Annotated in this window: 20 protein-coding genes and 2 pseudogenes; 10 read left to right on the top strand and 12 right to left on the bottom strand. The window is 72.9% G+C overall.

Translation table 11 applies throughout. The annotated features are described in order from the left end of the window. Positions 1–224 (bottom strand): hypothetical protein (locus tag AB0I16_RS29905; protein ID WP_363252737.1); only part of this gene is annotated, 224 nt, incomplete at its 3' end. 186 nt (positions 225–410) lie between these two features. On the opposite strand from AB0I16_RS29905, the gene AB0I16_RS29900 reads away from it, so the two are divergent. Next, positions 411–3,572, top strand: a complete 3,162-nt coding sequence (locus AB0I16_RS29900) for a DUF87 domain-containing protein (protein WP_363252736.1) — start codon at positions 411–413, stop codon at positions 3,570–3,572. Here AB0I16_RS29900 and AB0I16_RS29895 read toward each other — a convergent pair. The 3 genes and pseudogenes from AB0I16_RS29895 to AB0I16_RS29885 form a co-directional block, all read right to left on the bottom strand. Beyond that, positions 3,551–3,937, bottom strand: coding sequence for a hypothetical protein (locus AB0I16_RS29895; protein WP_363252753.1), 387 nt, complete (start codon positions 3,935–3,937; stop codon positions 3,551–3,553). The two genes, AB0I16_RS29900 and AB0I16_RS29895, sit on opposite strands and share 22 nt — an antisense overlap. Before the next feature lie 177 nt (positions 3,938–4,114). Beyond that, positions 4,115–4,189: pseudogene (locus AB0I16_RS29890) on the bottom strand (zinc-ribbon domain-containing protein); the annotation flags it as partial. Positions 4,190–4,237: 48 nt separating this feature from the next. Then, on the bottom strand, positions 4,238–5,665 hold the full coding sequence (locus tag AB0I16_RS29885) for an AlkA N-terminal domain-containing protein (protein ID WP_363252751.1): 1,428 nt from the start codon (positions 5,663–5,665) through the stop codon (positions 4,238–4,240). A gap of 235 nt (positions 5,666–5,900) precedes the next feature. Between AB0I16_RS29885 and AB0I16_RS29880 the strand changes: the two genes are divergently transcribed. After that, the gene (locus AB0I16_RS29880) at positions 5,901–7,955 is read left to right on the top strand and encodes a restriction endonuclease (RefSeq protein ID WP_363252750.1); all 2,055 of its coding nucleotides are present in this window, start codon (positions 5,901–5,903) and stop codon (positions 7,953–7,955) included. A gap of 54 nt (positions 7,956–8,009) precedes the next feature. Here the strand turns inward: AB0I16_RS29880 and rsgA are convergent, their stop codons facing one another. The 3 genes from rsgA to AB0I16_RS29865 all read right to left on the bottom strand — a co-directional run bounded on the left by rsgA (position 8,010) and on the right by AB0I16_RS29865 (position 10,763). Then, positions 8,010–9,197, bottom strand: a complete 1,188-nt coding sequence (gene rsgA, locus AB0I16_RS29875; RefSeq protein ID WP_363252735.1) for a ribosome small subunit-dependent GTPase A — start codon at positions 9,195–9,197, stop codon at positions 8,010–8,012. 208 nt (positions 9,198–9,405) lie between these two features. After that, positions 9,406–10,224, bottom strand: coding sequence for a class I SAM-dependent methyltransferase (locus AB0I16_RS29870; protein WP_363252734.1), 819 nt, complete (start codon positions 10,222–10,224; stop codon positions 9,406–9,408). Beyond that, the gene (locus tag AB0I16_RS29865; RefSeq protein ID WP_363252733.1) at positions 10,221–10,763 is read right to left on the bottom strand and encodes a GNAT family protein; all 543 of its coding nucleotides are present in this window, start codon (positions 10,761–10,763) and stop codon (positions 10,221–10,223) included. Before AB0I16_RS29865 ends, AB0I16_RS29870 begins: the two co-directional genes overlap by 4 nt. Positions 10,764–11,094: 331 nt before the next feature. On the opposite strand from AB0I16_RS29865, the gene AB0I16_RS29860 reads away from it, so the two are divergent. After that, entirely contained in the window at positions 11,095–12,324 is a 1,230-nt protein-coding gene (locus tag AB0I16_RS29860) for a cytochrome P450 (RefSeq protein WP_363252749.1), read from the top strand. Positions 12,325–12,331: 7 nt separating this feature from the next. Next, positions 12,332–12,532, top strand: a complete 201-nt coding sequence (locus AB0I16_RS29855; protein ID WP_363252731.1) for a ferredoxin — start codon at positions 12,332–12,334, stop codon at positions 12,530–12,532. Between the two features lie 29 nt (positions 12,533–12,561). On the opposite strand, the gene AB0I16_RS29850 is transcribed toward AB0I16_RS29855, so the two are convergent. Next, positions 12,562–15,189 (bottom strand): polysaccharide lyase family 8 super-sandwich domain-containing protein, encoded by a 2,628-nt coding sequence (locus AB0I16_RS29850; protein WP_363252730.1) that lies wholly within the window; start codon positions 15,187–15,189, stop codon positions 12,562–12,564. A gap of 430 nt (positions 15,190–15,619) precedes the next feature. Here AB0I16_RS29850 and AB0I16_RS29845 point away from each other — a divergent pair, with 430 nt between their 5' ends. Next, complete coding sequence (locus AB0I16_RS29845) at positions 15,620–18,505, top strand: glycoside hydrolase family 2 TIM barrel-domain containing protein (protein ID WP_363252729.1); 2,886 nt, start codon at positions 15,620–15,622, stop codon at positions 18,503–18,505. On the opposite strand, the gene AB0I16_RS29840 is transcribed toward AB0I16_RS29845, so the two are convergent. Continuing rightward, a complete protein-coding gene (locus tag AB0I16_RS29840) occupies positions 18,486–18,899 on the bottom strand; it encodes an ATP-binding protein (protein WP_363252728.1) in 414 nt (137 codons plus the stop codon). The two genes, AB0I16_RS29845 and AB0I16_RS29840, sit on opposite strands and share 20 nt — an antisense overlap. A 216-nt stretch (positions 18,900–19,115) precedes the next feature. On the opposite strand from AB0I16_RS29840, the gene AB0I16_RS29835 reads away from it, so the two are divergent. The 4 genes from AB0I16_RS29835 to AB0I16_RS29820 are packed head-to-tail and all read left to right on the top strand — an operon-like array spanning position 19,116 to position 22,504. After that, complete coding sequence (locus AB0I16_RS29835; RefSeq protein WP_363252727.1) at positions 19,116–19,955, top strand: helix-turn-helix transcriptional regulator; 840 nt, start codon at positions 19,116–19,118, stop codon at positions 19,953–19,955. After that, positions 19,952–20,317 carry a DUF397 domain-containing protein gene (locus AB0I16_RS29830; protein ID WP_363252726.1) on the top strand — a complete coding sequence of 122 codons (366 nt, stop codon included), beginning with the start codon at positions 19,952–19,954 and terminating at the stop codon, positions 20,315–20,317. The genes AB0I16_RS29835 and AB0I16_RS29830 overlap by 4 nt, the downstream gene beginning before the upstream one ends. Before the next feature lie 10 nt (positions 20,318–20,327). Beyond that, positions 20,328–21,728 (top strand): hypothetical protein, encoded by a 1,401-nt coding sequence (locus AB0I16_RS29825; protein ID WP_363252725.1) that lies wholly within the window; start codon positions 20,328–20,330, stop codon positions 21,726–21,728. Between the two features lie 50 nt (positions 21,729–21,778). Further along, positions 21,779–22,504 carry a hypothetical protein gene (locus tag AB0I16_RS29820; RefSeq protein ID WP_363252724.1) on the top strand — a complete coding sequence of 242 codons (726 nt, stop codon included), beginning with the start codon at positions 21,779–21,781 and terminating at the stop codon, positions 22,502–22,504. A gap of 10 nt (positions 22,505–22,514) precedes the next feature. On the opposite strand, the gene AB0I16_RS29815 is transcribed toward AB0I16_RS29820, so the two are convergent. Further along, positions 22,515–22,925 (bottom strand): NUDIX hydrolase, encoded by a 411-nt coding sequence (locus tag AB0I16_RS29815; protein WP_363252723.1) that lies wholly within the window; start codon positions 22,923–22,925, stop codon positions 22,515–22,517. Positions 22,926–23,167: 242 nt separating this feature from the next. Between AB0I16_RS29815 and AB0I16_RS29810 the strand changes: the two genes are divergently transcribed. Beyond that, positions 23,168–23,584 carry a VOC family protein gene (locus tag AB0I16_RS29810; RefSeq protein ID WP_363252748.1) on the top strand — a complete coding sequence of 139 codons (417 nt, stop codon included), beginning with the start codon at positions 23,168–23,170 and terminating at the stop codon, positions 23,582–23,584. Here the strand turns inward: AB0I16_RS29810 and AB0I16_RS29805 are convergent. Continuing rightward, positions 23,579–24,301 (bottom strand): annotated as a pseudogene (locus AB0I16_RS29805) (helix-turn-helix domain-containing protein); the annotation flags it as partial. The gene AB0I16_RS29810 and the pseudogene AB0I16_RS29805 overlap by 6 nt on opposite strands. 98 nt (positions 24,302–24,399) lie before the next feature. Then, positions 24,400–25,542, bottom strand: a complete 1,143-nt coding sequence (locus AB0I16_RS29800; protein ID WP_363252722.1) for a YihY/virulence factor BrkB family protein — start codon at positions 25,540–25,542, stop codon at positions 24,400–24,402. Positions 25,543–25,553: the final 11 nt, after the last annotated feature.

The following is a 25,553-nucleotide window of genomic DNA, read 5'->3' as shown; positions in this document are numbered from 1 at the left end:
CCCTCGGGCTTCTTCTGCTGCTCGCCCTTCCCCTCGGGCTTCTTCTGCTGCTCGCCCTTCCCCTCGGGCTTCTTCTGCTGCTCGCCCTTCCCCTCCGGCGACTTCTGCTGCTCCCCCTTCCCCTCCGACTTCTTCTGCTGCTCCCCCTTCCCCTCGGGCCTCTTCTGCTGCTCGCCCTCCCCCTTGCCCTCCGACTTCTTCTTCTCATGGGTTCGGTCAGTCATCTCAGTCACCCCGTCTTCGCAGTCAGCCTCAGCCGGACGACGCGCCAGCTCATGCCACCACCCGAGCCCCGTACAGCAATTACAGGACGAAAACCCGGCGTCCGCGAATGCGGCGACGCACCCCAGCGTGCCCCGCCGTCGAGCGGATTCACCGCGCCTCGACTACCTTGGACGTGAGGCTTTGCCATGGTCACCGACCCGATCACCACCGCCACTGTCGACTATTTCCAGCGCGCCCGGCTCGTGCCGGAGCTGCCCGGTCGGATGGCGACGAGCGGGCCGCCGGAGTGCCGACGCGCCGTACGGATCGCGGGAGTCGGCCAGCCCACGCGCCCCGCGCCCCCGCGAGAGGCCGGTGCGACGGTCGAGCCGCCGACGTTGCCGCTCCTCGTCGGCCTCGCCGGCGCAGGTGTGCCGGTCGCGTTCCTTCTGGAAGGCCATGGCGAGGGCGTCACCGTACGTCTGGGCACGTGGTCGCAGGAGGGCATCGGCGACGCGGCGCTCGACGCCCGGCAGGCGATGCTGCTCGCCGTGTTCAACGCCTCCTATCCGGCCGTGGACATCGCCACCGCGGAAGTCGGGACCCCGGCATTCGCCTACGGCGCCGTCGGCCTGGGCGTGCCCGCCCTCCCCGTCGCCGACCCGCGCGACGGCGCCCTGCCCGTCGACCGCCTCGTACGGTCGATGACGGGCCGACGCTGGGCGGCGCTCGTGCTCGCGGCGCCGACCGACGCCGACGAACTCGGCGCGGACCGCAACCGCGTGCTCAACGAGATACGCGCGGTGGCCGCCGCGGTACAGGCCGCGGGCGTCCGCAGCCCGCTCGCCGAGCACTACCAGACCCTGCTGCGGAGCCGCCTGGACGCGCTCGCGGACGCGCAGCGGCGCGGCGGCTGGCGGACCGCCGTCTACCTCCTCGGCGAGCACCCGCGGGACATCGCGTCGCTGACCAGCGCCTGGCGGGCCGTCTTCTCAAGTGGCCCCCTGGTGCCGGAAGCCGTCCGCACGATCACGCACCCGGCGGTCGCCGGGCTGGCGACCCGCTGGGCGCTGCCGGACAGCCCGGAGCAGCCAGGCCCCAGCGGCTACCAGCACCCGTACAGCGCCCAGACCTTGCTGAGTTCCGCGCAGCTCGCCTCGTACGTGTGCCTCCCGGCCCTGGAGACCGCGGGGTTCGGTGTCCGCGTCGTGCCGCGCTTCGACGTGGAGCCGCCCCCGTCGACCGGTCCGAGCGTCGGCATCGGCGCGGTCGTGGAGCGGGACCGGCCGAGCGACACGGCGTTCACCGTGCCGCTCGCCTCGCTGGCCCGGCACGTCTTCGTCGCCGGGGTGACCGGGTCCGGCAAGAGCAACTCGGTCCTCCACCTGATCCGCCAGGTCGCCGCCGCAGGAGTCCCGTTCCTCGTGGTCGAGCCGGCCAAGGCGGAGTACCGCGCGCTGCTGCGCGATCCGGCCGTCGGTCCGGCCCTGCGCGTCTTCACCCTGGGCCGCGAGACCGTGTCGCCTCTCCGGCTCAACCCCTTCGAGGTGCCCGAGGGCGTCTCGGTCGCCGCGCACATCGACCTGCTGCGCGCCGCCTTCGAGGGGGCGTTCGGCATGTGGGTCCCGCTGCCGCAGGTGCTGGAACGCTGCCTCCACGAGGTGTACGAGGACCGCGGCTGGGACCTGCGGACCGACGCGAACCACCGCCTCGACCCGGACGCGGCGGCCTGGTCCGCCTGCCCCACCCTGAGCGACCTCCTCACGAAGATCCCCGCGGTCAGCCGTTCGCTGGGGTACGACGCGGAAGTCACCGCCAACGTCGAGGCAGCGCTCAGCACACGCGTCAACAGCCTGCGCATCGGCGGCAAGGGCGCGCTGCTCGACGTACCGCGTTCCCTCCCGATGGAGGAGCTGCTCGCGGCGCCGACCGTCGTGGAACTCGAAGCGATGGGCAGCGACGACGACAAGGCGTTCGTCATGGGCCTGCTGCTCATCCGGCTCGCGGAGCACCGCAGGGCGCGGGGGCAGCGGTCGGGACTCACCCATCTGTTCGTGGTCGAGGAGGCGCACCGCCTGCTCGGGGCGGTGCGGCCGGTACGGGGCGAGAACGCCGCCGATCCGCGGGCCGGCGCGGTCGAGACGTTCTCGAACCTGCTGTCCGAGATCCGCGCGTACGGTCAGGGCGTCGTCATCGCCGATCAGGTACCCACCCGGCTCGACCCGTCCGTCCTCAAGAACACCCTGCTCAAGCTCGCCCACCGGACGGTCGCCGCCGACGACCGCTTCGCCCTGGCGACCACCATGGGCATGGACCAGAGGCAGTCCGAGGCGCTCGTCCCGCTGGAAGTCGGGCGGGCCGCGGTCTTCGGGCACGGCGCCGACGCCCCCGTCCTGGTGCAGGTTCCGCCCGCGAAGGACGACAGGCTGATCCGGGAGACCGACGACGGCGCGGTCCGCGACACCATGGCGGGCTGGCGCAGGGCGGGCGGATGGGACGCGTACTGGCTGGCCAGGCCCTCCTGCACGGCGGCCTGCGTGGGCCACGCCCGGGAATGCGAGGCCGCCCGGGCGCTGCTCGACACCGCCGTCGTGCGCCGTACGTTCACCCGTGTCGTGCTGTCCCTGCTCGCCGACGCCACCAGCCTCGAACGCACCTGGCCGGACCTCGTCCAGACCGTCCGCCCGCGCCGCCCCGCGCGGCTCGACGAAACGGCCCTTCTGCGCTGCCTGGCCTCGCACGCGCCCGACTGGTACGCGGAGCGGCAGGGCGCGCGGGCGGGCTGGACGTACAGCGCGACCCTCACCTACGCCGAAGGACTGCGGCTCGCGCTGCTCGCGCCGGCCGGGAGCCGCGCTGCGGCGATCGAGACGTTCCGTACGTTCGCGACGGCGCGGCACGCCTGCGACATCCCGCCGTATCCCCGCTGCGAAGCGGTGTGCCCCGACCACACGTGCCTCTACCGGGGAGCGGCGGCCGACGTCGTCGCGACGGGGCGCTACGACGCGTCCTGGTCGGAGGCGGACGCCGAGGACCGGGGTGAGGGCGGGCGGGAGGCCACGTGGCAGGTGTGCGACGCGGTGGCGTACGAGCTGATGGAGTACCCGCCTGACGACGCGTCACCCGAGCTGAGCGCGGGGATCGCGGAGAGCAGGCGGCGGGCCGGCCTGTGCTTCGCGCAGCAGATGATCGCGGCGGACCCCACGGAGCTGCCGCGCTCGGCCCGGCAGATCATCGACAAGCTGCTCACCCGGGCATCCGATGATGCCGGACCGTCCGACGATGCCGGGCCCCCCGACGGTGCCGGACCGACCGACGATGCCGGACCGTCCGACGAAGGTTCGGCTCAGGGGAAGTCGGACGGATAGTCGGACGGAAGATCGGGGGCGGCGAAGAAGATGCTGTAGAAGTTCCACGCGATGAAAACGGCGATGGCGAGCACGATGACGCCGACGACGATCAGCACGGGCTTCGGTGTGCCCTTGGCGCGCACGGACGCACCGGTGGTGAGGTTCGCCAGCCGATTCACGTGCAGCGTTCCGCCCTTGACGCGGCCACCGGCCCGAACCCAGTCGCCCTCGTGGAGAGCGCCCTCGAACTTGTAGCCCCGCATCTCGACGGGAACGAGGGAGATCCGATTCCCGGCCTCGTCGTACCGCTCCACGCGGAACGTCCATACGGTCGAGTGGTCGGATTCCCCCTGCCGCTCGGTCCGGCTGCTCAGCGCGCGCACCTGCCCCTCGACCGTGTCGCCGGCCCCGGGGAGCCGGGCCGGTCCGCCCCTGGGCCCGGCGGGTACGGCATGCGCGGCCGCGTGTGAGGCCGCGTACGGGGCCGCGTGGGGAGGCGGCGGAGGCTGCTGCGGAGGCGGATCGGCAGGCCGCGCGGACTGCGCCTGGCTGGTCTGATGGCCGCAGTACCCGCAGAAACGCGCGGTCGGCCGATTCTCACCGCCGCAGCTGGGGCACACCCAGGGATCTTTCATGGCGGACGCTTCCGTCACCCGATGGATCGACCCTACTCACTTGCGGACTCACTTCCAGGAGACACCGGCGGCCTCGCCGCGGCAACCCGGCGCCGCCCCGGCAGCCGCCCTGAGGTGGCGCAGCGCGTAGGAGCGCCAGGGGCGCCAGGCGTCGAGGACGGGTTCGGGTTCGCCGGGCGGGGCCACGTCGGGGTCGCCGAGCGAGCGCATGCGGATGAACGCGGCCGTACGGGGGTCCATGCCGGGCAGCGCGGCGAGGCCGGCCTCGGCCTGGTCGCGGTCGGCGCCAGCGTCGAGGCGGAGGCTGCCGTCGCCGAGTGCCGAGGCCAGCGCGCCCAGCGGCCCCGCTTCGGCGGCGAGCGCGTCCGGCGCGGGAAAGAGGTGGGTGAGCCGCCCGCACGGGGCGTCGAGGGCCTGGCCGTACCGCTCGACGAGCCGCGCGGCCCGCTCCCGCCCGGCGAGCGCGCGTACGGCGTACTCCTCGGGGTCGGCGGCGCCCGGCGAACGCAGCCCCGGCCGGGCGGCGACGAGCGGGGCGAGGCGGGGGTCGGCGCCGAGCCGTTCGTCCACGGCGTAGGGGTCGGCGTCCAGGTCGAAGAGGCGGCGCAGGCGCTGCACGGCCGTGGTCAGGTCCCGCAGATTGGTCAGGTGCAGCCGGGCGTCCAGCCAGCCGCCGCGGTGCACGGCGCCGGTGGGCGTGCCCGCGTCGCGGCCCTCCTGGACGGCCACGATGCCGGTGCCGTGGGGCAGCCGGAGAGTACGCCGGTACGTACGGCCGCCGCGCTCCCCCGCGACCTCCTCGACGCCCGGCAGCGCTTCGTGGGCGAGCAGGTCGAAGACGGCGGCGGACTGGTAGGGGCCCCGGTGGGCGAGCCGGAGCGGAATCCCGGCGGCCGGGGTGGCCCGCGCGGTGCCCTTCCTCGGCGCGGCGGCGCGCAGGCCGGTCGGCGTGAGGGCGTACACCGCCTTGATGGTGTCGTTGAACTGCCGCACGCTGGCGAACCCGGCGGCGAAGGCGATCTCCGTGACGGGCAGATCGGTGGTTTGGAGCAGCACCCGGGCGGTGTGGGCGCGCTGGGCCCGCGCGAGGGCGACGGGCCCGGCGCCCAGCTCGGCGGTGAGCTGCCGCTGCACCTGCCGGGCGCTGTAGCCCAGCCGGACGGCGAGCCCGGGTACGCCCTCCCGGTCGACGACCCCGTCGCCGATCATGCGCATGGCGCGGCCGACGACATCGGCGCGGACGTCCCACTCGGCGGACCCGGGCACGGCGTCGGGCCGGCAGCGCCGGCAGGCCCGGAACCCGGAGGTCTGGGCGGCGGCGGCCGTGGCGTAGTAGCGCACGTTCTGCCGCTTGGGCGTGACGGCGGGGCAGCTCGGCCGGCAGTAGATCCCGGTGGTCTCGACAGCGAAGAAGAACGCCCCGTCAAACCGCGCGTCCCGACTCCGCACGGCCTCGTACCTGGTCTCCTCATCGATCACACCGTCCAGTGTGCGGTGTCGGTGACGGTGTCGCTGGCGGTTTTCGGACGGCGAAGGCACGCGAAGGGCACCGTCGGCGGCGCCGTTCCCCGTACGGGATATCCGTACGGGCCGCCTTGGCGCGCGCATATGCGGGACGGTCGTCGCTCGATAAAATGGGCTGGTTCACTTGGCTGCGGGGGCAGCCATGGCGCCTTTCGGGTGCCGACGTCCTGGGGAGGGCCCGCAGCACATGAGTCGTCGTTCCACCGGCTTCGCCGGCGCTTGGGCCGATATCCAACGGCAGCAGCAGCGCCAGGTACAAGCCGAGGCCAGGCGGCTCAGACAGCAGGAACAGGAAGCGCGGGCCTACCAGAGGCGAGCCGCCCAGAGCCACCGCGAGTACCGGCAGGCAGAGGCTTTACGGCGCACGGAAGAGCTGGACGCACAGGTGGCGGCGCTGCAGGGTCTGCTGGCCTCCGGATGCGGCGCCCCGCCGTTCAGAGCCGCCTCTCTGATGCGGATGGAGGACGTGCCGCCCTTCGCTCCCGGACCGTTGGCGCAGCCGGTGCCCATGCCGGACTTCAACCACTACCAGGCGCAGAGCGGCTGGACCGCGGCCCGCCGGGCGCAGGCCCAGGCCGAGGCGCGGGCGCGCTTCGAGCGGGACTGGCAGGTGGCCCAGGCCGCGGAGGTCCGGCGCCGGCAGCAACTCGCCGCCTACCACCGGGAGTACCAGCAGTGGGTCGACGCCCAGCTCGCCGATGTGCGCCAGCACAACGCGGGCGTCAGCGCGTTGGCCGACGGCGTGCGGCGGCACGATCCCGATTCCGTGATCGAGTACTTCTCCGCCGCCCTCTACACCTCCGAGGCATGGCCGGAGGACTTCCCGCGCCAGGTGGCCGCGGCCTACGATCCCGCGGCCCGGCAACTGGTGCTCGACTGGGAGTTGCCCGGTTACGGCATCGTGCCGGAGATCAAGGCGATTCGGTACATGACCGGGGTCGGCCAGGACAAGGAGGTCCCGCGCCCGGTCACCCAGCGCCGCACCCTGTACAGGGAGGCTCTGGCCCAGTGCATGCTCCTGGTACTGCACGAGCTGTTCGCGGCGGACGAGCCGGGCGCGCTCGAATCGGTGGTGCTGAACGGGTTCGTCGACGCGCATGACCCCACGACGGGGCGGCCGGGTCATATCTTCCTCGCGACCGTGATGGCCGCACGCTCCTCGTTCCGGGATCTGCACCTGGCACAGGTGGATGCGGGCAGCTGCCTGGCCGACGCACTGCGGGGCCAGCTCTCGGCCCGGCCCGACCAGCTCACTCCGGTACGGACGAGCAGGCGCCCGCAGGATGTCGGGAACCGCGTGGTGGCCCACGGCAGCGACGAGGAACCCGACCTGTTCGCGATGGACCCGATCGCCTTCGAGGGGCTGGTGGCCGATCTGTTCCGGGCCATGGGCATGCAAGCCGTGACGACGCAGCGGTCCAACGACGGCGGGGTGGACGTCGACGCACTGGACCCGACGCCGATTCGTGGCGGCAAGATCGTCGTCCAAGTGAAGCGCTACCGCAACACGGTGCCGCCCACGGCTGTGCGCGACCTCTACGGAACCGTGCAGGACGCGGGTGCGAACAAGGGCGTCCTCGTGACGACGTCGCGTTTTGGGCCTGGCTCGCACACCTTCGCCAATGGCAAGCCGCTGGAACTCATATCGGGCCCCGAACTCGTCGACCTTCTCCATCGGCATGGCCTGCGCGGACGGTTGGGCGCTGGTGTCGCCTCCGCGGAGCCGCCATCCTCCGCGCCGGCCACTCGGTTGCCGGACGACTACAACGTCCTGGGCATGTCGTGGGCCGGCAGCGTCGCCCTGGACGTTTGCGCCCTCGTCTGCAATGGGAACCACGTCCTCGACGATGATCACTTCGTCTTCTTCAACAATTCCCAGACTCCGGACGGGTCGGTGCGTGCCCTGCCTCCCACCGCACCCGACAGGGCCGCGATCTGCGTGGCGTTCGACGGGTTGCCCGCTGAGGCGGACCGGTTCGTCCTCGTGGCCGCCGTCGACCCGGAAGCCAACCCGGACGCCGACCTCTCCGGTTTCACGGACGCCTGCATCCGCCTCCTCGACCCCGGCCTGACCGAGATGGGACGTCTTGAGGTCTCCGACGGGCGGCCGCGCGAGACCGCTCTGGTGCTCGGCTCCTTCCGCCGACGGGCGAACGGGGACTGGGACTTCGTCCTGGGCGGCAAGGGCTACCAGGGCGGCCTGGAGGAACTGGTCCAGGACTTCGGCATCGAGGTGGAGTAGGGGCAAGCCGGCAGCCCCCTCGCCTCCCAGGAGGCGAGGGGGACCACGAGACCGCTAGAAGCGCCCCCGCTTGATCTGCACGGCCGCCCTCCCCTCGGCCCCCCGGAGCCGCCACTCCCGCCGGAGTTCCGCGCGGGCCCGTGCGTCGGTCTTGGCGACGATCCGCTGGTTCTCCCGGATGAGCTTCCGGTAGCTGGCGAGCCGCCGCTCGGGCAGTGAACCGTCCGCCAGCGCCGCCAGCACGGCGCACCCCGGCTCCGACATGTGCGCGCAGTCGTGGAAGCGGCAGTCCTCCCCCAGCTCCTCGATCTCGGAGAAGACCTGCCCGACCCCGGTCTCGGCATCCCAGAGGCCGACTCCGCGCAGCCCGGGGGTGTCGATGAGGACGCCGCCCCCGGGGAGCACCAGCAGGTTCCGCGTGGTGGTCGTGTGCCGCCCCTTGCCGTCGACGTCACGGATGGCCTGCACCTCCATGACGTCCGCCCCGGCGAGCGCGTTGGCGAGCGTCGACTTGCCCGCGCCCGACTGCCCGAGCAGGACCGAGGTCCCGCCGGAGACGACCGCGGCGAGGACGTCCACGCCCTCCCCAGAGGTGGCGCTGACCGGCAGCACCTGCACACCGGGCGCCGCCGTCTCCACGTCCTCGACGAGGTGCGCGAGCGTGGCGGGGTCCGGCACGAGGTCGGCCTTGGTGAGGACGACCACCGGCTGGCCGCCCGACTCCCAGCCGAGCGCGAGGAACCGCTCGATCCGGCCCAGGTCGAGCTCGGCGGCGAGCGAGACCGCGATGATGGAGTGGTCGACGTTGGCCGCGAGGATCTGCCCCTCGGACCGCTTGGACGAGGTGGAGCGCACGAAGGACGTACGCCGCGGCAGATACGCGCGTACGTAGCGGGGGTCCCCGCCGTCGGGGTCGACGGCGGCCCAGTCGCCCGTGCAGATGACCTTCAGCGGATCGCGCGGCGTGACGAACTCGGTGTCGGCGCGCACGGGCCCCTCGGTGGTGACGACGTCGCACTGCCCGCGGTCGACGCGGACGACCCGCCCGGCGATGAGCCCTTGGGCCGCGTACGGCGCGAACTCGGCCTCCCAGTCCGTGTCCCAGCCGTAGGGGGCGAGGGGATGCGGGGACGCGCCGGGAGCGGACGAGAACTCAGGGAGAGAAGAAGAGGGAGAAGGAGAGGGAGAAGGAGAGGGAGAAGGAGAGGGAGACGAGGGGGAAGAGAAAGACGAGGAAGACAAGGGTGACCCTTCACAGGAAGGCCCCGGCGGTATGCGCGCTCAACGGCGCGCAGAAGCAGCTGGAGAAGCTACGGTCAGCCGGCGGCCAAGGAGGTGGACTTGATGAACTCGCGGATGCGGGCAACGCCCATCGCAGCGACAGCCATCGGTCAACACCTCCTGATCTGCTCGGTCGGCTCCGGCGGCCGTCGGGCCACCGGGGAACAGCTCAGAGCTTAGACACCCCTCCAGGCGGAGCGCCACCTGTTTTTCCGCGCTCTCCACGCTCTCCACGCGAGGCGGTCCGCGCCACGAACACCAGCTCCCGCCCCGGCCGGTCCGGGGCGTCGCGTACGTCGGTCACCGCGTACCCCGTGGCGAGCAGGTCCGTCTCCACCTCGTCGCGTTCGCGGAACCGCAGCGTCGAGTCCGAGGTCAGGACCTCGCCGGTGGACAGGAACACGTACGTCCAGCGGAAGGAGACCAGCGGGCCCTCCAGCGCCGTCAGTTCGACCCAGCGCTCGACCTGGCCGACGCCCGTGACCTCCGTGACCGCGTGCGTGGCCGCGCGGTTCCACTGCTCCCAGGCGCGCCTGGCCGGGTCGCGGGTCTCGAAGACCAGGTGGCCGCCGGGCCGCAGCGCCCCGTGGGCGCCCCGCAGGGTCGCGCGCCACTCTCCCGGGTCCGCTATCGCCTGCGCCACGTTCGCCGTCATCGTCGCCATGTCCACCCGGAGCGGCGGCAGCGCCGTGGCGTCGCCGCACAGCCAGCGGACGCGGTCCGCGCCCGGCTTCGCCCGGGCGACGTCGAGGGACGCCCGCGCGGGGTCCACGCCGACGACCTCCGTCCCCCGCTCGGCGAGGAGCAGCGCGAACACCCCCGTACCGCAGCCGATGTCGAGGACCTTGCGCGCCCCGAACTCCTCCGCCATGCGGAGGTACGGGATCAGGTCCCCGCGGTCCGGGTCCAGCGGGTCGTAGAGCGCGGCCAGCCGCGGCTCGCCGAACGCCCGGTCCACCGCCGCTTTCCCGCGCCCGTCCCGCTTCACCACTCCTCCGCGAGGACCGACCAGATCTCCGTGTCCTGCCGTACGCCCTTGTAGAGGTCGTTGCCCCGCAGTACTCCGTCACGGGTCATTCCCAGGCGCTTGGCCACGTTGATGCTGGGGCGGTTCTCCGAGGCCACGTGCCACTCCACCCGGTGCATGCCGCGTACATCGAACGCCCAGTCGATGAGAACGCGCACGGCCCTGGTGACCAGACCGCGTCCCGAGGCACCCGGTTCCAGCCAGCAGCCCGCCTCGCACGTGCCGTTCGCGCTGTCGAAGACCCGGAACATGACACCTCCCACGAGGCGTTCGCCGAGCCAGATCCCGTACAGGCGGCCGGTGTCCGCGGCGGCCTTGTCCGCGAACACCTGGAGCCACTTCCGCGTGGCCGCGAGGTCGGTGGTGACGTCCGGGAGGCCGACGTAGCGGCCTATGTAGTCCCGGCCCCGGTCCATGTGCGCCAGGAACTCCTCGGCCTGCCACGGCTCCAGCGGGCGCAGCTCGGCGCCGTCCTCGTCACCCAGGGAAATAGCGAACACGCCCCCACCGCCTCCATACCGGCCGCACGGCCGCACCGGCCGCACCGACCGCACCGTCAAGGAAGTAGATCCTCGCACGAGCCCTCCGCCGGACGCTCGGCCATTCAGCCGCCGAGTCCGCCCGACCGCCCGGCCGCCCGACCGCCGGGCCCACCCGACCGCTCGTCCCCGCCCGCCCGGAGGGATCGATTCCGGACAGAACCCCCGCCCCGGACGATCTGGCCGGTCTTGCCGTCGACGAGATAGATGCCTCAGGCATCCAATGGGCCCGGTAAGGGATCGTCTGCGCTTGCGAGGTATGTCCATGCCGGAGTCCACCCAGACCCACCCCATGAACACCCACCCCGAGAACACGGTCGACGACGCGAACCCCATCCCCTTCCCCCAGGACCGCACCTGCCCCTACCACCCGCCCGCCGGCTACGCCCCCCTGCGTGAAGCCGCCCCCCTCACCCACGTCTCGCTGTTCGACGGACGCCGGGTGTGGCTCGTCACCGGGCACGCGGCGGCCCGTGAACTCCTCGTCGACCAGCGGCTCTCCACCGACCGCGAGCACGAGGGCTTCCCCGTGCAGAGCGAGCGCCTGGCCCAGGTGCGCGACCGGAGCGTCGCCCTGCTCGGCGTCGACGACCCCAGGCACAACGCCCAGCGCCGGATGCTCATCCCCAGCTTCTCGGTCAAGCGGATCGCGGCCCTGCGGCCCCGCATCCAGGAGACCGTCGACCAGCTCCTCGACGCCATGGTCGAACAGGGGCCGCCCGCCGAGCTGGTGAACGCGTTCGCGCTGCCCGTACCGTCCATGGTCATCTGCGCCCTGCTCGGCGTGCCCTACGCCGACCACGAGTTCTTCGAGGAGCAGTCGCGCCGGCTGCTGCGCGGTCCCGGCGCGCGGGACATCCAGGCGGCGCGCGACGAACTGGACGCCTACTTCCACGGGTTGATCGACCGCAAGCGGCGCGAACCCGGTGACGGACTCCTCGACGAGCTGATCCACCGGCAGCTCGCCTCCGGCGCGGTGGACCGCGACGAACTGGTCAGCCTCGCCACGATCCTGCTCGTCGCGGGGCACGAGACCACGGCGAACATGATCTCGCTCGGCACGTTCACGCTGCTCCAGCACCCCGACCGGCTCGCGGAGCTGCGGGCCGGCATGGGTGAGGGGGAGCCGCTGATGGCCGCCGCGGTCGAGGAACTGCTGCGCTACCTGTCCATCGCGGACGGGCTGATGCGGGTGGCCAAGGAGGACATCGAGGTCGGCGGCGAGACCGTGCGTGCCGGGGACGGCGTCGTCTTCTCCACGTCCCTCGTCAACCGTGACGGGGCCGCGTACGAGGCCCCGGAGCGGCTGGACTGGCACCGCTCCGCCCGGCACCACCTCGCCTTCGGGTTCGGCATCCACCAGTGCCTGGGGCAGAACCTCGCGCGTGCGGAGATCGAGATCGCCCTGCGGTCCCTCTTCGAGCGGCTGCCGCGCCTGCGCCTCGCGATGCCCGCCGAGGACATCCCCTTCAAGCCGGGTGACACGATCCAGGGGATGCTCGAACTCCCCGTGACCTGGTGAGGACGCCATGACCATGATCCATGTCGACCGGGACCGGTGCGTGGGCGCGGGCATGTGCGCGCTGACCGCGCCCGGCGTCTTCACCCAGGACGACGACGGCTTCAGCGAGGTGATCCCGGGCCGCGAGGACGGTGCCGGCGACCCGATGGTCAAGGAGGCCGTGCGCGCGTGCCCGGTGCGGGCCATCACCACCGTCGCCCGGCCCTAGGGCGGATCGGTCCCGCAGCTCAGGGCGGATCAGTCCCGCAGCGTCACCGTGAAGCTCCTGCCGTACGCGTGGTACGTGTCGGCCTCGACGCGCGTCCCGCCGGGCGCCGCGCTCACGCGTACCCCCCGGTCGGCCGAGACCTGACGCAGTCGGCGGCCGCGCAGCAGGACCGTCACCGTGTCCCGGCCCATGGTGGGGTCGGACACGGCGACGGAGGTGGTCCCCCCTCGGCGCTCGCTCGCGCGGACGAGGACCGAGGCGGGGCCGTCGATCCGCAGGCCCGCCGTCTCGTGCCGCCCCGCGGTGAAGGAGTTGACGCCCGTCAGACCGAGACCGCTGTGCGCCACGGCCTGGAGCCGGGTCGAGTTGGCCAGCACCCTGAGCGGACCCCGTGGACCCCGTGAATCCCGCGAGCCCCCCTTGCCCTCGCCGTACCCCCGCACCTCCTCCGCCGTGGCGTTCGGCAGCAAGGCGTACGCGAGGTGCGCGGGCCGGGCCCCGGCGGCCCCCTCCACGGTCACGCCGAACACCGACCGCGTCACGGCGGTGTCCGCGTTGGCGGTGCGCACGGTCCGGCGGCTCCGGGTGACGCGGTCCAGAGTGACCCGGACGGGCGGGGCGTCGAGGAAGACGTAGCCGACGGAGATGTTCCGCGTGGCGTTGGCGTAGCGCAGCCAGCGCAGGTCGGCGGTGCCGGGGCCGCTCCACGCGCTGCCGTCGGCGCGCGCCCCGGCGAGCGTGACCCGGTCGCCGGGGTCGGCGATGCGGGCGTCGACGGTCGTCGTCACGGCCCGCCCCCCGGAGCCGCCACCGGAGCCGTCCCCGGAGCCGCCGCCCTCGACGTCCCCGACGCCCGCCGCGAGCACCACGATCTCGTCGTCGAACAGGAACCACGACTTGGTGGCCGAGGCGCCTCGGTAGACCAGGAAGTCGTCGGGGAGCAGCTTCCTGTCGCGGTGGGCGACGTCGCTCGACTGCACCATCGCGGCGGTCCCGTACGCCCCGAGGACGGCGCCGCCGGAGTGCCGGGCGGTGCCGCGCGGGAAGTAGACGTACGTGTTCTGCGACTCCGAGGACGAGGTGAAGTGGAGGGGGTGGCCCGGGTTGTCGTAGTACGGCTTCCCGTAGGCCTCGGGGACCGTGCGGCGGCGCTCGACCGGGGCGGTGACGCCCGCGAGGCCGTACGGCGAGACCGTCGTGTAGTAGTCGACGCCGTACGCCTGCGTCTGGTCCTGACCGGTGAGGTAGAGGAAGTGCGCGCCCTCGCCCTGGAACCACGGCATGAGGTTCTCGCCGTTCATGTACTCGTACTTGCTGATCCGGTCGGAGCTGCGCGCCAGCGCGAAGGCGTAGCCGGGTCTGCGGTGGACGGTCTTGTCCATGGCGTTGAACGCGACGCTGCGTGCGGCCGGGTTGAGGTCGGCGGGGACCACGGAGTCGTCGGCGACGATGTCGGCGTGGCGCACGATGCTGACGGGTGAGACGAAGCGCGCCGGGTCGAGCGGGGCGCGCGAGGTGGCTCGGAGGTGTTTGACGTAGCCCTTCAGCGCCGCCGCCGCGGCCCCGTCCGCCAGCGAGGAGAGGTCGACCGCGGCCTCGGCGACGACCGCCACGTCGGTGTAGCCGGAGTCCGTGCGCGAGACCGCCCTGCCCTTCACGATCTCCATCATCCAGCCCTCGAAGATCACCGGGGCAAAGCCGTCCCTGACCCAGCCGAACACGGTCGGCACCAGCTCGCCGCCGTGTGCGAAGCCGGTCCCTTCGAGCACCTTGAGGGTCTGGACGACCCTGCTGAGCAGGCCCTTTCCATACGATCCCGTGTACGCGACGGAGGCGTGCTGGATGAAGGAGCCGTCGGCGTAGTGGCCGTCGGTCACCCCGTGGGAGAGGTGGTAGGGGTCGATGGTGACGAAGACCGTGAGCTGGTCGACCAGGGCCTTGCGGATACGGGCGTCGCCGTCCGCTCCGAGGAGGGCGCCCTGGAGGATGCGGTTGGTGGTGATGTCGGCGAGGTTGGCACCGGTGTGGAAGCGCGAGTCGAGGTCCACGTCGCCGTCGGTGCCGTTGCGGAGGTAGGCGTCCATGGAGGCGACGTAGGTGCGCACCAGCTCCGGGCGGTACGCGCGCACTTCGTCGGCCAGCAGGACGAGCGTCTTGCTGATGTGCTGCGAGAGACCGATCTCCCAGTGGAACCAGTTCCCGTAGTAGCCCTTCGTCTGGTCGCCGTAGTAGCGCTCGTGCAGCCATTCGAGGCCGTCGACGACGCGGCGCCGCACGGCGGTGTCCCCGTGGAGACCGGTCGTCGTGCCCGGGGTGGGCGCGCTGGTGGCGAGGGCGATCTCGTACAGGCGGCGGTAGGCGGTGTTGAGGTTCGCCTCGTCCGTGCCGAGGGCGAGCCCGGCGAAGAGCTCGCCCTCGGCCGCGTCGTCCATGGCCTTGAGGTTCGCCCGCGCGGCCCTGTCGATGGCCGCCAGTCTGCCCGCCGTCTCCGGTCGGCCGTTGGACGCGGTGGTGCCCGCGAAGACGTCCACGGTGTTGGCGAGCAGCCGCGCGCGGCCCTCGGCGGACGCGGCGGCCACCGCGGGGCCCCGCGGTACCACCGCCAGGAGTCCGGCCGCCGCCAGGGCCGACAGCAGGCGTCTGCGAGTGATCTCCATGCTGGCCTCCACCGCCGGACGACGACAGGCCCGAATGGGCCTCGTACGTAGGTTCAGGCGGCCGGAGTCAAGCAGATGCCCCCAGCCGCCACAAGGGTCCCCGCACGGTCGTTCGCCCCGGCATTGATACGGTCCCCACTGATCTTGACGCGTACACGGACGCGGCCACGGACGCGACACGCATGTGGAAGAGGCCCCGCTCCTCAAACGCCGGAGCGGTTGTCCTCTACTTCCCACCAGAGGCGCTGCTGATCTTCACCGCCCCGGCGGGACCTTTCAGCCCGTCCGGCGTTTGAGGACGAGCCCGCAGGGCGATGCACTGACGACTCGCCCCACCGGGACCGCGCCCGCAGGGCCACGCCCGAAAGAATCATCAACTCCCCCGCCGAAACAATGGAGACCAGCCGCGCCCGCAGGGTTGCATGGAGGCATGGATCTCCCCCTCCACGAAGATCTGTCCCCCGGCACCGGCACCCTGCCGCCCCGCGCCTGGTACGCGGAATCCGACGCCCCCTCCCTCTCCCTCAACGGGACCTGGCGGTTCCGGCTCTCCCCCACCGCCGGCCCCGAGGGCGGCGGGGACGGCGAGGGCGGCGACGGGTTCGCCCGCGACGGCTACGACCACAGCGCGTGGGACGAGGTCACCGTCCCCGGCCACTGGGTGCTGCAAGGGCACGGCGCGCCGCAGTACACCAACACGCTGTACCCCTTCCCCGTGGACCCGCCCCGCGTCCCCGACGCGAACCCCACCGGCGACCACCTCCGCACCTTCGACCTCCCCGCCGGCTGGCCCGCGTCCGGCGGCGCCACGCTCCGCTTCGACGGCGTCGAGTCCTTCGCGCGCGTCTGGCTCAACGGCACGGAGCTGGGGTCCTTCAAGGGCTCCCGGCTCCCTCACGAGTTCGCCGTGGGCGAGCTGCTGCGCCCCGAGGGCAACGTCCTCGCCGTCCGGGTCCACCAGTGGTCCTCCGGGTCCTACCTGGAGGACCAGGACCAGTGGTGGCTGCCCGGCATCTTCCGCGACGTGACCCTCCTGCACCGCCCCGAGGGCGCGCTGGGCGACCACTTCGTCCACGCCACGTACGACCACCGCACCGGAACCGGCACCCTGCGCGTCGACTCCGGCACCCCCGGCCGCGTCACCCTCGGCGAACTCGGCGTCGACATCGCCACCGGAGAGTCCGTCACCGTCCCCGTCCAGCCCTGGACCGCCGAGACCCCCCGCCTCTACGACGCCGTCCTCGCCACCCGGGGCGGAAGGGAAGGCGGGGGCGAGCGCGTCGCCCTCCGCGTCGGGTTCCGCACCGTCGCCCTCGAAGACGGGCTCATCAAGGTCAACGGCCGCCCCCTGCTCCTCCGGGGCGTGAACCGCCACGAGTTCCACCCGGAGACCGGCCGCGCCCTGGACGCGGAGACGATGCGCGCCGACGTCCTGCTCATGAAGCGGCACAACATCAACGCCGTCCGCACCAGCCACTATCCGCCGCACCCCGCCTTCCTCGACCTCTGCGACGAGCTGGGCCTGTGGGTCGTCGACGAGTGCGACCTGGAGACCCACGGCTTCCACGCGTTCGGCTGGCGCGCCAACCCCGTCGACGACGACCGCTGGACCCCCGCGCTCCTGGACCGCGCCGCCCGCATGGTGGAGCGCGACAAGAACCACGCCTCGGTCATCATGTGGTCGCTCGGCAACGAGTGCGGCACGGGCCGCGGCCTGACCGCCATGGCCGAGTGGATCAGGTCCCGCGACGACAGCCGCCTCCTCCACTACGAGGGCGACCCCTCCTGCGCCGACACCGACGTCTACTCCCGCATGTACGCGGACCACGCCGAGGTCGAGAGCATCGGCAGGAGGGAGGACGGCGGGCCCGAGAGGCGCGCCCGGCTGCCGTTCGTCCTCTGCGAGTACGCGCACGCCATGGGCAACGGCCCCGGCGGCCTCTCCGAGTACCAGCGGCTCTTCGAGACCTACGAGCGGCTCCAGGGCGGCTTCGTCTGGGAGTGGATCGACCACGGCCTCGCCCACCCCGCGCACGAATACGCCTACGGCGGTGACTTCGGCGAGGAGGTGCACGACGGCAACTTCGTCTGCGACGGGCTCGTCCTGCCCGACCGGGCGCCCTCCCCCGGCCTGACCGAGTACAAGAAGGTGATCGAGCCGGTCCGCGTCGAGGGCGGCGGCCGCGAGGGCACCGTCCGCATCACCAACCTGTACGACTTCACCGACCTCTCGCACCTCGCCTTCACCTGGTCGTACGAGGTGGACGGCGTGAGCGTCGCCGAGGGCGTGCTGACCGTGCCGCCCCTCGGGCCCGGCGAGCAGACCGAGGTGAGACTGCCGCCCGTCCCGACGCGCGGCAGGGACGCCGAGACGCAGTGGACGGTACGGGCCGTGCTCGCCGAGGACACGGCGTGGGCGGCGCGCGGACACGTCGTCGCCTGGGCGCAGTTGCCCGTGGAGCTGGGCATGATCCAGCCGGTGCCGGGCGGTACGCCCCCGGTCCGCGACGGCCGGCGGATCACGCTCGGCCCCGCCGCCTTCGACTCCCGGGGCACGCTGCTCTCCTTCGGCGGCCTGGAGGTGCGGGACCTGCGCCTGGACGTGTGGCGGGCGCCGACCGACAACGACAACGGCATGCCGTGGCGCCCCGAGCCCTCGGTGGCCGCCCGGTGGCGCGCGATCGGCCTGGACCGCGTGCACCACCGCGTCGACGCCGTGGACCTGGGCGACGACGCCCTGACCGTACGCACCCGCGTCGCTCCGGCGGCCAGTGACCTCGGGCTGCGCGTCACGTACCGCTGGACGTCCAACGGGATCAAGCTCCGTCTCGCCGTCTCCGTGGCACCGGACGGCGACTGGCCGGTGCCGCTCCCCCGGCTCGGCGTCCGCTTCGGGCTGCCGGGGGCCGCCGGGCGCGTCCGGTGGTTCGGCGGCGGCCCCGGCGAGGCGTACCCGGACACCCGCGCCGCCTCGATGCTCGGCCGCTGGGAGTCGGACGTGGACGCCATGCAGACCCCGTACGTCCGCCCGCAGGAGAACGGTGCCCGCCCCGGCATCCGCTGGGCCGAGATCGACGGCCTCCGGATCGACACCGACCACGAGCCGTGGCTCACCGTCCGCCGCTGGACCACGGAACAGCTCGACGCCGCCGCGCACCGCCCCGACCTCGTCGCCGGCGACACGGTCTGGGTCAACCTCGACAGCGGCCTGCACGGCATCGGCACGGGGTCCTGCGGACCCGGCGTGCTCCCGGAGCATGAACTGCACGCGCGCGTGAGCGACTTCGCGTACACCTTCAGCCTGACCGGCCGGTGACCCGCAGCTCCGCCCAGACGGTCTTTCCCGGGCCGTCCGGGCGGGGCATCACCCCCCAACGGCAGGCCAGCGCCTCCACGAGCAGCAGCCCCCGCCCCCTCTCCGCCTCGGGGTCCACCACGCCCGCGACCACGGGCAGCCGTTCCGCGCGCGTGTCGGTGACCTCGACGCGCACGGTGCCGTCCACCGCCTCTGCCAGGTGGACGCGGAAGTCCCGCGCGGGCACCGTCCGCCCGTACCGGGCCGCGTTCGCCGCCAGCTCCGCCGTGATCAGCGCGAGGGTCTCGTTGACCTCGCCCGTGTAGGGGTGCCCCCAGGTGTCCATCCGGTGCGCCACGAGCCGCCGGGCGAGGCGGGCGCCCCTGGGCGTCGAGCTGAAGCACTGGGTGAACATACGTACGGTAACTGGCGCATGGGCCTTGGCTCGCACTGTCATGCGCCCACGGTTGCGGTCGCGCGCGGCGTTTGACCAGGGGTGGAGTCCGTACGTGACCCGTACGCCGACTTGGCGTACGAGTACGAGGACTGGACTGTACTGGTCACCGTCCGTGACCATGGGCGGTCTGGCGGGGTTCACCATCAGAACACCAGACACCTGGGGGTACCAGCCGTGGCCGCCGACACCATCAGCAGCGAACCCGGGCCGTGCGAGAGTCTCCGGATCTTCGGCGCGGTCCTCCAAGGCTTCCGCGAACGCGCGGACCTCACGCAGGAGGCGTTCGCCCGGCGCGTGCGGTATTCCGTCCACTTCGTGGCCTCGGTGGAGCAGGGCCGCCGGTTGCCTCCGGCGCGGTTCGTGGAGCGGGCCGAGGAGGCCCTCGACGCGTTCGGCATCCTCCAGAAGGCCGCGCACAGGGTGACCCGCCAGCCGGGCCTGGCGGCCTGGTTCCGCAAGTGGGCGAGCCTGGAGGAGCAGGCGGTCACTCTGCATACGTACGAGTGCCGGGTCGTCCCCGGCCTGTTGCAGACCGAGGCGTACGCGAAGGCCGTGAGCTGGTGCGTGCCGCCCCTGCCGACTCCCGAGGAGATGGAGGAGCGCGTGGCCGCGCGGCTCGCACGGCAGCGGCTGCTGAGCGTCGACCGGCAACCGGCCGCCTCGTTCAGCTTCATCCTGGAGCAGTCCGTCCTTGAGCGGCGCACCGGCGGTCACGAGGTGGCGCGGGAGGCCATCGACCGCCTGCTCGACTTGAACGAGCGGCACTGGAACGTGGAATTGCAGCTCATGCCGCTGCGACAGCCGACCCACTCCGGTTTAGACGGCCCCCTGCGGCTTCTGGAAGCCCAGGACCACCAGTGGTTCGCGTACTCCGAAGGCCAGCAGGCCGGACTGCTGATCTCAGACCGGAAAGACATCAGCGTGCTCCAGCAGCGATATGCCAAGCTACGCTCGCAGGCCCTCACCCCCGAGGACTCCGTAGGCCTGCTCCGGCAGATGCGAGGAGCGCTATGAGCACCGAAGAACTGGCCTGGTTCAAGAGCAGCTACAGCGGCTCGCAGGGCGACGACTGCATCGAAGTCGCCCTCGACTGGCGCAAGTCGACCTACAGCGGCGACGACAGCGGCGACTGCGTCGAGGTCGCTCAAGATTGGCGCAAGTCAACGCACAGCAGCGGCTCCAGCGGCGACTGCGTCGAGGTCGCACAGAACTGGCGCAAGTCGAGCCACAGCAGCGGCAGCGAGGGTGACTGCGTCGAGATCTGCTCTTGCCCGGCCACCATCCACGTACGAGACTCCAAGAACCCCCAGGGGCCCCAGTTGGCCCTCGACCCCCAGGCCTGGGGGGAGTTCATCAAGCACACCGTGAACCGCTGAAGCGAGCAGCATGCGAACCGCACCCGTGCGCGGGCCCTCCGCGTCGCCCGAGCCGGAGCCCGAGCCGCCGCCGGCGGGCAGGGTCGTGTCGTGGCTCGGCACCCTGGGGCCGATCGCCGTGGGGTACGGGGTGTTCCAGGCCCTGGTGGGGCTGCTGCCCGACGCCCTGTACGGCGACACCGCACGGTATTCGCTCGCCCTGGTCAGTGGTCTCGGCACCGGGCTGTGCGCCTGGCTCGCCGGAGCCCTGACGCGGGCGCGGGCGGCGGCCGGGGACGGGGCCGCGGGGACGCTCGACGGGGTCCCGGCGCAGCGGGGGTCCGGCACGGCCGCGCGGGGCGGCGGGGCGGGCCCGCTGCCGGGGCTCTCCGCGGCCACGTACGAGACGCTCGCCGCGCGGCTCACGGTCTTCGACGATCCGCTGCGGGGCCGGCTCACCGGCTGGCCGCACGCGCTGGACGAGCAGGCCGCGCCGGTACGGCCGACCGCGACCGGCACGGCGTACGGACTGCACACCGTGCTGGAACTCGGCGTGCCCGACGGCAGGCTGCGCGCGTCCGAGCTGGTCGAGACGCTCTGGCGGCTGCGGCTTCCCGACGGCGGCTGGGCGGCGCGTTCGCAGGGCGCCGTGCCGCGCCCCGAGGTGACGGCGCTGGTGCTCGGCGCGCTCGCGCGGGCGGGCGCGGACCCGCAGCGGCTCGCGGTGGAGGCGGAGCAGTGCGCGGACCGCTTCCGGCACGAGATGGAGCCCGCGGGCCTGGAGATGACGCACGTGGTGACCACCGTGCTGCGCGGGCTGCTGCGCGCGGCGCCGGGGACGGACGCCCTGCCCCGGCTGCGGGACGCGCTCGTGGACGGCGCGGTCACCGATCCGGCCCGGCAGCACCGGCGCTGCTGGGGCGCGCGGCTCGCGCCGATCGGCGGGCGCCCCGTCGTGCCGTCGCCCGTGCACACCGCGCAGGCCGTGGTCGCCCTCGACCGGACCGCGCGGGTGCTCGGCGAGGACGTGAACGCCCGTGCCACGCGGCAGGACGGCATCCGGTGGCTGCTCGCCTGCCCGGGGCCCTCGCACGACGGCTGCGAGGACCTGGAGAGCGGCCACGAGTCGGTGCGCCGCCCGCACCCGGTCGACGCCTCGCGGCACGAGGTGCTCGCCGTACGGCACTTCTCGGCGGCCTGGGTGATGCGGGCCCTGCTGACGCCCGGGGCCCGGGAGACGGCGGCCGACGAGGGCCTGGACGCGGCCTGGCACGAGATGCTGGCGGGGGCCGCGGCGGCGGTCCGCAGGCGGCAGAGCGACGGTATCTGGACGTGGGACGGTGACGATCTCGCCCACCCGCTCTGGATGACCTACCAAGGTCTTTCCGCGCTGCGGGCACATGCCGTATGGATGTATCAGCCGGGTGACTGAACCCCCGGCTCCGCGTGCTCGCGTGCGCGGTCGACGAGGGGGAGAGTCCATTGGGTGGTCGGCACGTCCACGGCGCGAGACGGCTCCTCGAAGAGGCACTCGACGAAGCCGCCGGGGACGACCTGGTGCGGGCCGCCCGCGCGGTCGTCTCCGAACTGGGTTCGGAGGAACGGCTGCTGCCCCTCGTGCGGGAGCTGGCCGACGGTGTGGGCGACCCCTCGGGCTGCGCGCTCCTGTCGTACCGCCACGTGCTCGGCTTCGACAAACTGCTCCTCATCGACGGCGGGCCGCGGCACATGCTGCGCGCCCACATCTGGCACCCCGGCCCGAACGGCCGCGAGGACATCCACAACCACCGCTCGCCGCTCGCGTCGCACGTGGTGCGGGGCGCGCTCGGCATGGAGCTGTACGAGACGGCCGACCCGGCGGCGGGCAGCGGCGTCGAGGCGTCGTACTACCGCGAGTCCCTGTCGGACGACGGGGCCGACTGGCTCCTGGAACCGGCGGGCGGCGCCCGGCTGCGGCTCGCGCTGACCATGGAGTACGCGGCGGGCAGCGGCTACGCGCTCCCGCCGTACGCCCTGCACCGGGCGTGGTGCGCCTCGGCGGGCCCGACGGTCACGCTGTTCCTGGAGACGGGGGCGGAGCGGCGCCGGTACACGGACGTGTTCACGGGGCCGGGCGCGGCGGACGCGGGCGCGATGGCGAGGAAGAAGCCGCTGGACGTACGGGACTACCTGGCGGAGCTGTCCGTACTCGCGGAACTGCTCGGCTAGACGTGCCTGTTCAGCTGAGGGCCTGGCGGACGATCTCGCGGTTGTAGTCGTCGATGTCGACCGAGTCGAAGTCGGCCGGGGCGAGCCAGCGGTAGGCCTGGTCGGGCAGGGGGAGCGTCACGTCGAGGGTGAGGGGGCGGACGAGGAAGTTGTCCTGCCAGTTCTTCACCTCGTGGCCGTGGTACACACTGAGGAAGGACGATTCGCCGACCTTGCGCATCACTTCGCCGAGGAGCCCGGTCTCCTCCTTGAGCTCCCTCAGGACGCCCTCCCGGGGGCTCTCGTCCGGCTCCAGCTTGCCGCACGGCACGCCCCACACCCGGGGGTGGAACCGCTCGGTCTCACTGCGCCGCACGAGCAGGACGCGGCCGTGGTGGGCCACGACAGCCGCCGCGAGCCGGTTGTCACCGGGATAATCCATACCTTCCAACGTAGCGGGGATCGGGGGAGGCTGACAGTCGGCGAGGGCACGTCTCGGCCATCCGGCCCCGTTCTGGCTGGTCGCGCGGGGGCGGAACGTAGACGTCCGTCGACCGATGGCCGTAAGCCGCTCACCCACATGGCGGTCGACGCGTCCGCACGGGTGACCCGGCGGCCCTCTCCCGCGCGCCGTGTCCGTTTCCTTCAAGACCCCGCGCCCGATGCCTTCCTACGCTGCGAGGCATGAACAGCACACCGATCCCGCGCTTCGACCTCATCGGCCTCGTCGTCTCCGACATGGCCGCCTCCCTCGCCTTCTACCGCAGGCTCGGCCTGCGCTTCCCCGAGGACGCCGAGAGCGCCCCGCACGTCGAGGCGCAGGTCCTCGGCGGTCTGCGCGTCGCCTTCGACACCGAGGAGTCCGTCCGCTCCTTCCACCCGGACTGGCGGCCGGGCAGCGGCGGCCGGATCGGCCTCGCCTTCCTGTGCGCCTCCCCCGAGGCCGTCGACGCCTCGTACGCGGAGCTGACGGGCGCCGGGTACGGGAGCGAGCTGAAGCCGTTCGACGCGCCCTGGGGCCAGCGGTACGCCACCGTGCTCGACCCCGACGGCAACGGCGTCGACCTCTTCGCGCCACTGGACCACATCCCCGTCCAGTAGCGCACCGAGCGTCATCCCGGTCAACTCCCGCACGTCGCGCGCGAGGTGCGCCTGGTCGGCGAAGCCCGCCTCGGCCGCCGTGCGCGCGTACGGCAGGCCGGCGCGGGCCAGCGCCAGTGCCCGCTGGAGCCGCAGCACGCGGGCGAGCGTCTTGGGCCCGTAGCCGAACGCGGCGAGGGAACGTCGGTGCAGGGTGCGGGCGTTGAACCCCACCCGCGCGGCGGTCCCGGCGACCGGCAGGCCCGCGGCCAGGGAGCGGACCACCTCGGCGACGAGCGGGTCGGGCGGCGGCGCGCCGGCGGCGCGCTCCACGGCGACGGCTTCGAGCGCGGCCACGGGGTCGCGCGCGGCCTCCACGCGCCCGGCGAGGCGCCGCACTTCGGCGGGGCCCCACAGGTCGCTCAGGTCGACCCTCCGGTCCCGCAGTTCGTGGGCGGGGACGCCGAGGAGGGCGGGGGCGGTACCGGGGTAGAAGCGGATGCCGGTGTAGCGGCCGTCGGACTCCGTGGCGCCGGGGACGTAGGCGCGGGTGTCGGGGCCCGCGACGAGGAGCCGGCCCTCCTTCCACAGGAGGTCCATGCAGCCGTCGGGGAGCACGGGGCGGACGGCGGCGCCGCCACCGCCACCGCTGCCGGGGGCCGGGGCGCGGGTCCACAGGACCGCGCCGGACAGCCGGGAGGGCCGCTCGTGGTAGAGCGCGGTGTGCTGGTCGGCCACGCCCCTCAGGTTACGCCGCCCCGCGCGCGGTGCTCGGGCGCGCCCCGGGGAGGGCGAAGCCGGGCGGGGCCCGCAGCGCACCCCCGTGGGCCGCGCACCTACTCCGGAGGAGGCTGGTCGCCGTTCTTCTTCGCGTGCGTCCGCAGGCGGGACGTCACGTCGTCCGGGGGGAGGAAGCGGGACCAGCGTTCGGGGAACTCCGAGGGCATCTCGGGGTCGTCCGGGTCCTGGTCCGCGTACGCCTCGCGCGCGGCGGCGGCGCGGGCCACGACCTCCGCGGCCTGGGCCTCCCTTATGCGGTCGTTGGCGGCGCGCGCCGCGGCCGTGGCGACGGACGGCCAGACCCGGTCGATCGCCGCGTTGACGGCGGCGCCCACCAGGACCGCGAAGGCGGACACACCGATCCAGAGCAGGACGGCGACCGGTGCCGCGAGGGAGCCGTAGATGGTGGGCCCCTCCACGGTGCTGGTGAGGTAGATGCGGAGCAGGAAGCTGCCGAGCACCCACATCGCCAGCGCGATCAGCGCGCCCGGCATGTCCTCCACCCACGGCGACCGCACCGGCACGGACACGTGGTAGAGGGTCGTCAGGAAGACGATGGAGAGCAGGACGACGACCGGCCAGTAGAGGATCTGCACGACCGTCGTGGAGCCGGGCAGGAGGTCCACCACGGCGTCGGGACCCGCCACCATCAGCGGCAGCGCGACCGAGCCGATCAGCAGCGCCACGATGAACAGGCCGAAGGCGAGGATGCGGGTCTTGACGATGCCGCGCACGCCGTCCAGGCCGTACATGACGGTGATCGTGTCGATGAAGACGTTCACCGCGCGCGAGCCCGACCAGAGGGCGAAGAGGAACCCGATGGAGATGACGTCCGGCCTGCTGATCTTGAGGACGTCGTCCAGTATCGGCTGGGCGATCTGTTTGACCCCCCGGTCGGACAGGACCGTACGCGACGCCTCAAGGATGTTGTTCTGGACGCTGGCGATGGTGTTCGCGCCCGTCCACCCGTCGACGTAGGCGAGCAGCCCGATGAGGCTCAGGAGCAGCGGCGGCACGGAGAGCAGCGTGAAGAACGCCGCCTCGGCCGCGAGCCCCAGGATGCGGTACTCGATGCACGAGTTGACGGTGTCCTTGAGCAGCAGCCAGGCGGTCCTGCGCTTGGAGACGTTGCGATACAGAGCGCGGGCCCGGTGCCAGCGCCCCGCGGGCCGCCCGGGTGTTTCTTTTGCCTGGTGCACCTCCTTACCGT

The organism is Streptomyces sp. NPDC050703 (genome assembly GCF_040654435.1).
Taxonomy (GTDB): Bacteria; Actinomycetota; Actinomycetes; order Streptomycetales; family Streptomycetaceae; genus Streptomyces.
The sequence above is the reverse complement of the archived record's forward strand: the minus strand, read 5'-3'. Positions and strand labels throughout refer to the sequence as shown.